Genomic DNA, 12,598 nt, shown 5'->3' with positions numbered 1-12,598 from the left:
TTCGAGTTTGCCCCGCAGGAGTGTTTTCATGGAATTTACCGCCGGACTGATGCCGCTGGAAACGGCGCTTACCAATATGCTGTCGCGTGTGACCCCGCTTACCGCCGTTGAGACGCTGCCGCTGGTGCAGTGCTTTGGTCGCATTCTGGCCACCGATGTGGTCTCGCCGCTGGACGTGCCGGGCTTTGATAATTCCGCAATGGACGGTTATGCGGTACGCCTCGCCGACCTCGCTGCCGGGCACCCCCTGCCCGTCGCCGGTAAAGCCTTTGCCGGTCAGCCGTTTGACGGTGACTGGCCCGCCGGAAGCTGCATTCGCATTATGACCGGCGCGCCGGTTCCCGCAGGCTGTGAGGCGGTGGTAATGCAGGAGCACACAGAACAAACGGACAGCGGTATTCGGTTTACCGCTGACGTTCGCGCCGGGCAAAATATTCGCCGTCGCGGAGAAGATATCAGCCAAAACGCGGTGGTATTTCCTGTCGGTACGCGCCTGACCACCGCAGAGCTGCCGGTATTGGCGTCGCTCGGCATTGCCGGGGTACAGGTGGTGCGTAAAGTGCGCGTTGCGCTGTTTTCCACGGGGGATGAACTGCAGCTGCCGGGTCAGCCGCTCGGCGAGGGGCAAATTTATGACACCAACCGCCTGGCGGTGCACCTGATGCTGGAACAACTGGGTTGTGAGGTGATCAATCTCGGGATTATTCGCGACGACCCGAACGCCCTGCGCGCGGCGTTTATTGAAGCCGACAGCCAGGCCGACGTGGTTATCAGTTCCGGCGGCGTATCGGTTGGCGAAGCGGATTACACCAAAACCATTCTGGAAGAACTCGGCGAGATCGCTTTCTGGAAGCTGGCGATCAAGCCAGGCAAACCGTTCGCGTTCGGTCAGCTTAGCAACAGCTGGTTCTGTGGCCTGCCGGGCAACCCTGTCTCCGCAGCGCTGACGTTTTACCAGCTGGTGCAACCGTTGCTGGCGAAACTGAGCGGTAACAACGCCAGCGGCTTACCGCCCCGTCAGCGGGTCCGCACCGCCTCGCGTCTGAAAAAAACGCCGGGACGTCTCGACTTCCAGCGCGGCGTGTTACAGCGCAACGCGAACGGCGAGCTGGAAGTGAGCACGACGGGACACCAGGGCTCGCATATTTTTAGCTCCTTCAGCCAAGGAAATTGCTTCATTGTGCTGGAGCGTGAGCGCGGGAATGTGGAGGCCGGCGAATGGGTGGACGTCGAGCCGTTTAACGCACTGTTTGGGGGCCTGTAATGGCGGAACTCAGCGACCAGGAGATGCTGCGCTACAACCGGCAAATCATCCTGCGCGGCTTCGATTTTGACGGTCAGGAAGCGCTGAAGGCGGCCAGAGTACTGATCGTCGGGCTTGGCGGACTCGGTTGCGCCGCCTCGCAATATCTGGCAAGCGCAGGCGTCGGACAACTGACGCTACTGGATTTCGATACCGTGTCGTTGTCCAACCTGCAGCGTCAGACCCTGCACAGCGACGCGACGATCGGGCAGGCTAAAGTTGAGTCTGCGCGGGAGGCGCTGCGACGGATTAATCCACACATTACGATTACGCCGATCAACGCTCTGCTGGATGATACAGCGCTTAGCGCGCTTATCGCTAAACACGATCTGGTGCTGGACTGTACCGATAATGTCGCCGTTCGCAACCAGCTCAACGCGGGCTGCTTTGCCGCCAGGGTTCCCCTGGTATCCGGCGCGGCAATCCGCATGGAGGGTCAGATCAGCGTCTTTACCTATCAGGAAGGCGAACCCTGCTATCGCTGTCTGAGCCGCCTGTTTGGCGAAAACGCCCTCACCTGCGTCGAAGCGGGCGTCATGGCGCCGCTGATTGGCGTGATTGGCTCGCTACAGGCAATGGAGGCAATAAAACTGCTGGCGCGTTATGGACAGCCCGCACGCGGCAAAATTGTCATCTACGACGCGATGACCTGCCAGTTTCGCGAAATGAAACTGATGCGCAACCCAACCTGCGAAGTGTGCGGGAAATAACATACGTCCCGGTGACGACCGACTGGCGCACAGGGACTCGAGCGTTAGGAAAACGTCGCGCTGTAACGCTGGCGCGCCATGCGCATGTTTGTCTGAACCGGACTGCTATGAGGCCGGATAAGGCTTACGCCCCACCCGGCCGGGGATCAGATTGAGGTACGACCGAACGCGCTCTGCCAGTCGTGCTCAAATTTGGCGACGGCGGCATCCACTGCCGGATAGCTGATCAACTGCTGCGCAACGTCCAACGGCAGGGTGATCGACTCACAGCCTGCCAGCAGGCAATCCAGCGCCTGACGCGGGGTTTTAAAGCTCGCCGCCAGCACTTGCGCCTGAGGAGCGTGCATTTTCAGCAGGTTCTGGAGATCGGTCACGGTCTGGATCCCGTCCCCTCCCTGCGCATCCATGCGGTTAACGTATGGCGCGACATACTCTGCCCCCGCCAGGGCGGAGAGAAGCCCTTGCGCCGCGCCGTACACTGCCGTGCCGAGGGTCGGAATGCCTTCCGCTTTCAGCAATTTAATCGCCGCCAGCCCTTCCGCCGTTACCGGAACTTTGACCACGATATCCGCAATGATCCCACGCAGCTTGCGCGCATCGCTGACCATCCCTTCCGCCGTCGTCGCCATCACCTGGGCAAACAGACGCCCTTGACCACCCATCGCATCACGTAATTCAGGCAGCAACACCTCCAGCGGTTTTTTGCCTGCGGCGACAATACTCGGGTTGGTGGTCACGCCCGCGAGAGGGAAAATCCGCGCCAGTGCCTTAACGGCCTCAACGTCGGAAGTATCCAGATAAAGTTCCATACCTATTCCTCAAACTGATCGTTAGCTTAAAACAAAGATACCACGGTAAAACCGCCATGTTAGTTGATACACGTCAATATAACTTTCATTCGAAAGTATTTTAATCTTTATACGAAACAAATGAGGCCGGTTATGATTTTTAATATTCAGCGTTATTCAACCCACGATGGTCCCGGCATCCGCACCGTCGTGTTCCTGAAGGGCTGCTCGCTGGGCTGTCGCTGGTGCCAGAATCCGGAAAGCCGGTCGCGCACGCCGGATCTGCTGTTTGATCCGCGCCTGTGTCTGGAGGGCTGCCAGCTGTGCGCCCAGGCTGCGCCAGCCGTGATCGAACGCGCGCTGAATGGCCTTGTGATCCACCGTGAAAATCTTACCGAAAAACAGCTCGCCGCGCTGAACGATTGCTGTCCGACTCAGGCCCTGACGGTTTGTGGCGAAGAACGGAACGTGGACGACATTATGGCTACCGTGCTGCGCGACAAACCCTTTTACGATCGCAGCGGCGGCGGCATCACCCTTTCCGGCGGCGAACCCTTTATGCAACCGGCGCTTGCCGCTTCGCTGTTGAAAGCCAGCCATGAAGCAGGGATCCATACCGCAGTTGAAACCTGCCTGCATGTCCCGTGGAAGTACATTGCGCCTTCGCTGGAATACGTTGATTTATTCCTCGCCGATTTGAAGCACGTCGCCGAGGCGCCGTTCAAACAGTGGACCGATGGCAGCGCCGCGCGGGTGCTGGGCAACCTGAAGCGGGTCGCGGCGGCGGGTAAGCAGATGATTATCCGCGTCCCACTGATTCAGGGATTTAACGCCGACAAAGAAGCGATCGAAGCCATCACCGATTTTGCCGCCGACACGCTACGCGTTCGCGAAATTCACTTTCTGCCCTATCACACGCTGGGCATCAACAAATATCACTTACTCAATCAACCCTACAACGCGCCGGAAAAACCGCTGGATGCGCCAGAACTGCTTGCCTATGCGCAGCAGTACGCCTGCGCGAAAGGTTTAACCGCGACTTTACGAGGATAGCCCTATGACGCAACTGAAACTGGACACGCTCAGCGAACGCATTAAAGCGCACAAAACCGCGCTGGTGCATATCGTTAAACCGCCGGTATGTACCGAACGCGCACAGCACTATACCGAAATGTACAAACAGCATCTCGACAAACCGATTCCGGTACGCCGCGCGCTGGCGCTGGCGCACCACCTGGCGGAACGCACCATCTGGATCAAGCACGACGAGCTGATCATCGGCAACCAGGCGAGCGAAGTGCGCGCCGCGCCGATCTTCCCGGAATATACCGTCTCATGGATTGAAAAAGAAATTGACGACCTGGCGGACAGACCGGGCGCGGGCTTTGCAGTCAACGAAGAGAATAAGCGCGTGCTGCATGAAGTCTGCCCGTGGTGGCGAGGCCAGACCGTACAGGATCGCTGCTACGGGATGTTTACCGATGAACAAAAAGCGCTGCTGGAAACCGGCATCATTAAAGCCGAAGGCAATATGACCTCCGGCGACGCGCATCTGGCGGTGAATTTCCCGCTGCTTCTGGAAAAAGGGCTCGACGGTCTGCGTGACAAAGTGGCGGAACGTCGTTCACGCATTAACCTCACCGTCCTTGACGATCTGCACGGCGAACAGTTCCTGAAAGCCATTGATATCGTGCTGGTTGCCGTCAGCGATCATATCGCGCGTTTCGCTGAGCTGGCGCGTAAAATGGCCAGTGAAGAAACCCGCGAGAGCCGCCGCACGGAGCTACTGACGATGGCGGAGAACTGCGACGTCATCGCCCATCAGCCGCCGCAAACGTTCTGGCAGGCGCTCCAGCTGTGCTACTTCATTCAACTGATTCTGCAAATTGAGTCTAACGGTCACTCCGTCTCGTTTGGCCGTATGGATCAGTACCTTTATCCGTATTACCGCCGCGACGTGGAGCTGGACCAGAGCCTGGATCGCGAGCATGCCATCGAGCTGCTGCACAGTTGCTGGCTCAAGCTGCTGGAGGTGAACAAGATCCGCTCCGGCTCGCACTCTAAAGCCTCGGCGGGCAGCCCGCTGTACCAGAACGTGACCATTGGCGGTCAGAATCTGGTTAACGGCCAGCCGATGGATGCGGTGAACCCGCTCTCTTATGCCATTCTGGAATCCTGCGGTCGTCTGCGCTCTACCCAGCCGAATCTGAGCGTGCGTTATCACGCCGGTATGAGCAACGACTTCCTCGATGCCTGCGTGCAGGTGATCCGCTGCGGATTCGGGATGCCCGCCTTTAACAATGATGAAATTGTCATTCCTGAATTCATTAAGCTCGGTATTGAACCGCAGGACGCCTACGATTACGCGGCGATTGGCTGCATCGAAACCGCCGTTGGCGGCAAATGGGGCTATCGCTGCACCGGAATGAGCTTCATCAATTTTGCCCGCGTCATGCTGGCGGCGCTGGAAGGCGGCCGCGACGCCACCAGCGGCAAGGTGTTCCTGCCGCAGGAAAAAGCGCTCTCTGCCGGTAACTTCACGGATTTCGACGACGTGTTGGCGGCCTGGGATACCCAGATTCGTTACTACACGCGTAAATCGATCGAAATTGAGTACGTTGTCGACACCATGCTGGAGGAGAATGTGCACGATATCCTCTGTTCAGCGCTGGTGGATGACTGTATCGAACGCGCGAAAAGCATCAAGCAGGGCGGCGCGAAGTATGACTGGGTGTCCGGTTTACAGGTGGGCATTGCCAACCTCGGCAACAGCCTGGCGGCGGTGAAAAAACTGGTGTTTGAACAAGGCGCTATAGGTCAACAACAGTTGGCGGCGGCGCTGGCGGCGGATTTCGATGGCCTGACCCACGAGCAACTGCGCCAGCGTTTAATCAACGGCGCGCCGAAATACGGTAACGATGATGATTCCGTCGATACCCTGCTGGCACGCGCCTATCAGACCTATATCGACGAACTGAAGCAATACCATAACCCACGCTATGGACGCGGGCCGGTTGGCGGAAACTATTACGCAGGGACGTCATCTATTTCCGCAAATGTGCCGTTTGGCGCGGCGACGATGGCAACTCCGGATGGCCGAAAAGCCCATACGCCGCTGGCGGAAGGGGCAAGCCCGGCCTCCGGTACCGACCACCTTGGGCCAACCGCGGTGATTGGCTCCGTCGGTAAGCTGCCGACCGGTTCGATTCTTGGCGGCGTATTGCTGAACCAGAAGCTGAATCCAGCCACGCTGGAGAATGAATCCGACAAGCAGAAGCTGATGATCCTGCTGCGTACCTTCTTTGAGGATCACAAGGGCTGGCATATTCAGTACAACATTGTCTCCCGTGAAACGCTGCTGGAGGCGAAGAAACATCCGGATCAGTATCGCGATCTGGTGGTGCGAGTGGCTGGCTATTCCGCCTTCTTTACCGCCCTCTCACCGGATGCGCAGGACGATATCATCGCCCGTACCGAGCATATGTTGTAATGCGCTTCTGGCCGGAGAAAACGCCTAAGCGTTGCCGTCCGGCCTTATCCCCCTGTCGCCGGAGCGGCTTGCGCTTCTCCGGCCTGTTGCTTTCATTCGAAATAAATTTGTGGTTTCGGTCACATTGTTATTAAAATGTTTCTGGTCGCAGTTTTGAGCCAGGAGCACTTATATGACAGTCAACGTTATCGTCACCGATATGGACGGTACGTTTCTTGATGACGCCAAAAAGTACGATCGTACCCGCTTTATGGCCCAGTATCAGGAACTCAAAAAACGTAATATTGAGTTTGTCGTCGCCAGCGGCAATCAGTATTACCAGCTCATCTCTTTCTTTCCTGAACTCAAGGATGAAATCAGTTTCGTGGCCGAAAACGGCGCGCTGGTGTTTGAGCATGGCAAGCAGCTTTTTCATGGCGAACTGACCCGTCACGAATCACGCATTGTGATCGGCGAACTGCTGAAAGATAAGCAACTCAACTTTGTGGCCTGCGGTCTGCAAAGCGCTTATGTAAGTGAAAACGCCCCCGAAGAGTTTGTCGCTTTAATGTCAAAACATTACCATCGCCTGAAGCCAGTTAAGGACTATCACGACATTGACGACGTGCTGTTCAAGTTTTCGCTGAACCTGGCGGACGAGCAGATCCCTCTGGTGATGGATGCGTTACATACCTCGCTTGACGGCATAATGAAGCCAGTGACCAGCGGTTTTGGCTTTATTGATTTAATTATTCCGGGTTTGCATAAAGCCAATGGTATCTCCCGCCTGCTGAAACGCTGGGCGCTGTCGCCAAAAAACGTGGTGGCGATAGGCGACAGCGGTAACGATGCCGAAATGCTCAAAATGGCGGGCTATTCCTTTGCCATGGCCAATGCCGCCGACAGCATCAAAGCCCTCTCCCGCTACCGCACCGATGACAATAACCATCAGGGCGCGCTAAACGTCATTCAGGCCGTTCTGGATAATACCGCCCCTTTCAACGCCTGATCCCACATGCCGGAGCCCTGCGCTCCGGTTCTCCAGCGTCACCCTAAGCATTCAATTTTTTAAACTTGCATTAACCTATTTATAACTTATAGTGTCATTTGTAATTTAAATAAGCTTCGAATGAAAGTTATGCGAGGTAGTTATGGCCTTTACATTTACAAGCGAGACGTTACCTGTCGATCACAAAGCGGCGATCCGCCAGATGAAAAAAGAACTGCGCGCGCAGCTGGGTGACGTACAACGACTCTTTAATCAATTGAGTGATGCCCTCGCTACCCGGGTAGCCGAGATCAACGACCTTAAAGCGCGGGGAGCAGCAGTCTGGCCTGAGTTGACATATACGGACCTCAACGCGGGCAAGATCACGGCAGAGCAGCGCGAACTCATCAAACGGCGCGGTTGCGCGGTAATTAAAGGCCATTTCCCTCGTCAGCAGGCGCTTGACTGGGATCAGTCCATGCTCAACTACCTCGACCGCAATCACTTTGATGACGTGTATAAAGGTCCGGGGGACAACTTCTTCGGGACGCTGTCCGCCTCCCGCCCGGAGATCTTTCCGATCTACTGGTCTCAGGCGCAGATGCAGGCCCGACAAAGTGAAGAGATGGCAAACGTTCAGTCTTTCCTTAACCGGCTGTGGACATTTGCCTGTGACGGTAAGCAGTGGTTTGACCCGGACGTCAGCGTGATTTATCCGGACCGCATTCGTCGTCGTCCACCGGGAACCACGTCGAAAGGGCTTGGCGCGCATACCGATTCCGGCGCACTGGAACGCTGGCTGCTCCCGGCCTATCAGCGTGTCTTCGCCAACGTGTTTAACGGTAATCTGGCGAAATACGATCCGTGGGATGCGGCATACCGTACCGACGTGGAAGAATATACCGTCGATAACACCACAAAATGCTCGGTCTTCCGCACCTTCCAGGGCTGGACAGCGTTGTCCGATATGCTTCCGGGTCAAGGTTTACTGCATGTGGTCCCCATTCCTGAAGCGATGGCATATCTCCTGCTGCGTCCGCTGCTGGACGATGTACCAGACGATGAACTGTGCGGCGTGGCGCCCGGCAGGGTACTGCCCGTGTCAGAACAGTGGCATCCGCTGTTGATGGAGGCGCTGACCAGCATTCCGCAACTCGAAGCCGGGGACTCCGTCTGGTGGCATTGCGACGTAATCCACGCTGTCGCCCCGGTCGAAAACCAGCAGGGCTGGGGAAACGTGATGTATATTCCCGCCGCGCCCATGTGCGAAAAGAATCTGGCGTACGCGCACACGGTAAGAGCCGCCCTGGAGAAAGGCGCATCCCCGGGAGATTTCCCACGTGAAGATTATGAAATGAACTGGGAAGGCCGCTTTACGCTGAATGATTTGAATATTCACGGCAAACGGGCGTTGGGAATGGTTTAATACTTACCCTCAATCATTCCGGTTTTCTTCCCGCAGAAAGAAAACCGGAACGCTTTTAATTGACGGAAACCCCGGCCAGTTTCCACTGTTCGTTTTCTTTGTACATAGTGACGGTAATCACCCCCGGCGCGCCATTCCTGAACGTGACTTTGCCCGACAAGGTTCCGACATTGTCGGCAACGCTAATGCTATTAAATGAATAATCGTCAATTTCAGAGAAGTTAATAGCTTTCGTCGCCTGAATAAATTCCTCTTCCGTCATTTTCCGCTGAATAGCATGGGCGCTCGCCCGCCAGGCTTCACCATATTGCTCATTGCGCAGCAGATCGATTTCCGCACGGGCAGCCTCTTTTACTCCGCCCAACGAAACGAAGAGGATTGAAGCGATACCCACGACGACGAGCAATATTGCGCCAATGACGCCTGCGACAACATATTTTCTTTTTTTCTTGTCTGCCAGAATGCCCTGTACCTGCCAACCGGCATTACGGACGATGTCGAAGACGGGATCCATTATTTCTGTTGAGACAAATGTATAACCATAAATTTTGCCCACGCTGCCATCTTCTTTGACGCCCCAGGCACTACCCGTAGTGAATTCCAGTCGCTTACCGAGATGCGCTGACTTGCCAAACGTAAAACCGCCAGCATTAGCATTCCATTCCACGTCGGTGGATGTCTCGCGATAGCGAACCTGTTTTTTACGTTCATCGAAAAACAGCCGTAGCTCGTACTGTTTCTTCAGACCTGCTTTGCCTAAAATTTCCTGCCATTTGGCATCCACAATATTCCATGTGGCAACGATTTCATTGCCCTCTTCCTGAAGAATAAACGGCTTGTCGTTGTTGGCATTCAGGTTTAATAACTGTGTTTTAAGCGTAGCTAAAGAGACCGTTACTGGCTGATTCATTCTTTCTTCCCTGTCCTTGTTAAAATAAACGGGAAGCATCTTAGCCGGAATGTCGGCCACATTTCATCACTTGTGACACGCTTTCAGATTAACACCACAGCAGGGATTAATGATTTATTTCTCTGTATTTCGCGCGACAGGCGCATTAGCTGCGCCTGTCGTGTGAAAGACGACGGGAAAACTATTCGATACCTTTGCTGCGAAGGTAGTCTTCATAACTTCCGCTAAAGTCGATGACGCGTTCCGGCGTAATTTCCAGCACGCGGGTCGCCAGCGAGCTAACGAATTCGCGGTCGTGGGAAACGAAGATCAGGGTGCCCTGATACATCTCCAGTGCCATATTGAGCGACTCGATAGACTCCATATCCAGGTGGTTCGTCGGTTCGTCCATGATCAGAATATTAGGCTTCTGCATCATCAACTTACCAAACAGCATCCGCCCCTTCTCGCCACCGGAGAGCACTTTTGCCGGCTTTTTGATATCGTCCTGGCTGAACAGCAGACGCCCCAGAATGCTGCGCACCGCCTGCTCATCGTCGCCTTCCTGTTTCCACTGGCTCATCCATTCGAACACCGTCAGATCGTTTTCGAATTCATATTCGTGATCCTGCGCGTAATACCCTATGCGCGCATTTTCAGACCATTTCACGGTGCCGTTGTCCGCTTCCAGATCGCCGACCAGCGTTTTCAGCAGGGTGGATTTACCGACGCCGTTGGTGCCGAGCACCGCCAACTTCTCGCCCACTTCCAGAAGCAGGTTAACGCCTTTAAACAGCGGACCGTTGTCAAACCCTTTGCTGAGGGCTTCCACTTCCAGCGCGTTACGGAACAGTTTCTTGTCCTGCTCGAAGCGGATGAACGGGTTCTGACGGCTTGAGGCTTTGACTTCGTCGAGTTTGATTTTATCAATCTGACGGGCGCGGGACGTGGCCTGACGTGACTTTGACGCGTTAGCGCTAAAGCGGCTGACAAAAGACTGCAGCTCGGCAATTTGCGCTTTTTTCTTGGCATTATCGGCGAGCAGGCGTTCACGCGCCTGGGTCGCGGCGGTCATATACTCATCGTAGTTGCCGGGATATACGCGCAGTTCGCCGTAGTCCAGATCCGCCATGTGAGTGCAGACCATATTCAGGAAGTGACGGTCATGCGAAATGATGATCATGGTGCTATCGCGGTCGTTGAGCACCTGTTCCAGCCAGCGAATGGTATCGATATCCAGGTTGTTGGTCGGTTCGTCGAGCAGCAGAATATCCGGATCGGAGAACAGCGCCTGCGCCAGCAGCACGCGCAGCTTCCAGCCTGGCGCGACTTCGCTCATCGGGCCGTAGTGCTGTTCTACGGGGATACCCACGCCGAGCAGCAGTTCACCGGCGCGCGCTTCCGCGGAATAGCCGTCCATCTCGCCATACTTCACTTCCAGATCGGCCACCTTGTAGCCGTCTTCTTCGCTCATTTCAGGCAGCGCGTAAATGCGATCGCGCTCCTGCTTCACTTCCCACAGCTCGCCGTGACCCATGATCACGGTATCAAGCACCGTGAATTCTTCAAAGGCAAACTGATCCTGGCGCAGTTTACCGATCCGCTCGTTGGGATCGAGAGACACGTTGCCGAGCGTCGGCTCAAGATCGCCGCCGAGGATCTTCATAAAGGTGGATTTACCGCTACCGTTGGCGCCAATCAGGCCGTAACGGTTGCCGCCGCCAAACTTGACGGAAATGTTTTCGAACAGCGGCTTACTGCCGAACTGCATGGTGACGTTACTGGAAACTAACACGGACGTATCCTAAAGAAGATGTGACAAACCGCGCATTATGCCACAAGTCTTCAATAAGATCCCGCCCTGCGGCAAACGGCGACGCGTTAAACCGGGGGAAAAAAATGTGATTTCGTACACATCCGAATTCCCTGTTAGCGGGAATGCACATATAATGCGCTCCCAACACTACAGAATTCTCAACCCAACAGCCTGCCAGGCATTGAATCTCGCATAACATGAATATGAAATTAACAACGTTTTTCGCGGCGGCACTCGCTGTAGTCGGCTTTTGCAGTACCGCTTCTGCCGTGACTTATCCGCTGCCAACCGATGGTAGCCGTCTGATTGGTCAAAACCAGGTTATCACCATCCCGGAAGGTAATACCCAGCCGCTGGAATATTTTGCGGCTGAATACCAGATGGGGCTTTCAAACATGCTCGAAGCAAACCCGGGCGTGGACACCTTCCTGCCAAAAGGCGGTACGGTGCTGAATATTCCGCAACAGTTGATCCTGCCGGACACCGTGCATGAAGGCATCGTCATTAACAGCGCGGAAATGCGCCTGTATTACTATCCGAAAGGCACTAATACCGTGATCGTACTGCCTATCGGTATCGGTCAGTTAGGCAAAGATACGCCGATCAACTGGACCACGAAGGTTGAACGTAAGAAAGCGGGCCCGACCTGGACGCCAACCGCGAAAATGCACGCAGAGTACCGCGCGGCGGGCGAACCGCTGCCGGCTGTCGTACCGGCTGGCCCGGATAACCCGATGGGACTTTACGCGCTGTACATTGGCCGCCTGTATGCGATCCACGGCACCAACGCTAACTTCGGCATCGGCCTGCGCGTGAGCCACGGTTGCGTACGTCTGCGTAACGAGGACATTAAATTCCTGTTCGAAAACGTGCCTGTCGGTACCCGCGTACAGTTTATCGATGAGCCGGTCAAAGCCACCACCGAGCCAGACGGTAGCCGCTATATCGAGGTACATAATCCGCTGTCTACCACCGAAGCGCAGTTCGAAGGCGAAGAGATCGTACCGATCACCCTGACGAAGGGCGTGAAGAGCATCACCGAACAGGCTGACGTTGACCAGGCGGTTCTCTCCCAGGCCATTGAAAACCGCTCCGGTATGCCGGTTCGTCTGAACTAATCATCTGAACTAATCAGTGACCAGCGTTGGGTAGCGGCTTGCGCCCTACCCATCCTGCTGAGTCAGATCGTCGGCCCGATAAGCACCACGC

Annotated in this window: 10 protein-coding genes; 7 read left to right on the top strand and 3 right to left on the bottom strand. The window is 55.6% G+C overall.

The genetic code is table 11. The features are described 5' to 3' along the window. The first annotated feature begins 28 nt into the window (after positions 1 to 28). Complete coding sequence (gene moeA / locus OOJ60_RS01600) at positions 29 to 1,264, top strand: molybdopterin molybdotransferase MoeA (RefSeq protein WP_199956358.1); 1,236 nt, start codon at positions 29 to 31, stop codon at positions 1,262 to 1,264. Then, on the top strand, positions 1,264 to 2,013 hold the full coding sequence (gene moeB, locus OOJ60_RS01595; protein ID WP_181821686.1) for a molybdopterin-synthase adenylyltransferase MoeB: 750 nt from the start codon (positions 1,264 to 1,266) through the stop codon (positions 2,011 to 2,013). The genes moeA and moeB overlap by 1 nt, the downstream gene beginning before the upstream one ends. 146 nt (positions 2,014 to 2,159) lie before the next feature. Here moeB and fsa read toward each other — a convergent pair whose 3' ends face one another. Then, complete coding sequence (gene fsa, locus OOJ60_RS01590; protein WP_205611808.1) at positions 2,160 to 2,822, bottom strand: fructose-6-phosphate aldolase; 663 nt, start codon at positions 2,820 to 2,822, stop codon at positions 2,160 to 2,162. A 132-nt stretch (positions 2,823 to 2,954) separates the two neighbouring features. On the opposite strand from fsa, the gene OOJ60_RS01585 reads away from it, so the two are divergent. The 4 genes from OOJ60_RS01585 to OOJ60_RS01570 all read left to right on the top strand — a co-directional run bounded on the left by OOJ60_RS01585 (position 2,955) and on the right by OOJ60_RS01570 (position 8,684). Further along, a complete protein-coding gene (locus tag OOJ60_RS01585) occupies positions 2,955 to 3,854 on the top strand; it encodes a glycyl-radical enzyme activating protein (protein ID WP_205611807.1) in 900 nt (299 codons plus the stop codon). A 4-nt stretch (positions 3,855 to 3,858) separates the two neighbouring features. Further along, the gene (locus OOJ60_RS01580) at positions 3,859 to 6,291 is read left to right on the top strand and encodes a formate C-acetyltransferase/glycerol dehydratase family glycyl radical enzyme (protein WP_205611806.1); all 2,433 of its coding nucleotides are present in this window, start codon (positions 3,859 to 3,861) and stop codon (positions 6,289 to 6,291) included. 172 nt (positions 6,292 to 6,463) lie between these two features. Beyond that, positions 6,464 to 7,279, top strand: coding sequence for a Cof-type HAD-IIB family hydrolase (locus tag OOJ60_RS01575; protein WP_205611805.1), 816 nt, complete (start codon positions 6,464 to 6,466; stop codon positions 7,277 to 7,279). A gap of 142 nt (positions 7,280 to 7,421) precedes the next feature. Beyond that, a complete protein-coding gene (locus OOJ60_RS01570; RefSeq protein WP_205611804.1) occupies positions 7,422 to 8,684 on the top strand; it encodes a DUF1479 domain-containing protein in 1,263 nt (420 codons plus the stop codon). 55 nt (positions 8,685 to 8,739) lie between these two features. Here the strand turns inward: OOJ60_RS01570 and OOJ60_RS01565 are convergent, their stop codons facing one another. Continuing rightward, complete coding sequence (locus OOJ60_RS01565; RefSeq protein WP_205612138.1) at positions 8,740 to 9,594, bottom strand: hypothetical protein; 855 nt, start codon at positions 9,592 to 9,594, stop codon at positions 8,740 to 8,742. A 181-nt stretch (positions 9,595 to 9,775) separates the two neighbouring features. Next, positions 9,776 to 11,368, bottom strand: coding sequence for an ABC-F family ATPase (locus OOJ60_RS01560; RefSeq protein WP_042285031.1), 1,593 nt, complete (start codon positions 11,366 to 11,368; stop codon positions 9,776 to 9,778). Positions 11,369 to 11,586: 218 nt separating this feature from the next. Here OOJ60_RS01560 and ldtB point away from each other — a divergent pair, with 218 nt between their 5' ends. Next, positions 11,587 to 12,507, top strand: coding sequence for a L,D-transpeptidase (ldtB, locus tag OOJ60_RS01555; RefSeq protein ID WP_042285033.1), 921 nt, complete (start codon positions 11,587 to 11,589; stop codon positions 12,505 to 12,507). Positions 12,508 to 12,598 lie beyond the last annotated feature (91 nt).

Origin of the sequence: Citrobacter sp. R4, assembly GCF_026719175.1 — a bacterium.
Classification (GTDB): Bacteria; Pseudomonadota; Gammaproteobacteria; order Enterobacterales; family Enterobacteriaceae; genus Citrobacter_A; species Citrobacter_A sedlakii.
The sequence above is the reverse complement of the archived record's forward strand: the minus strand, read 5'-3'. Positions and strand labels throughout refer to the sequence as shown.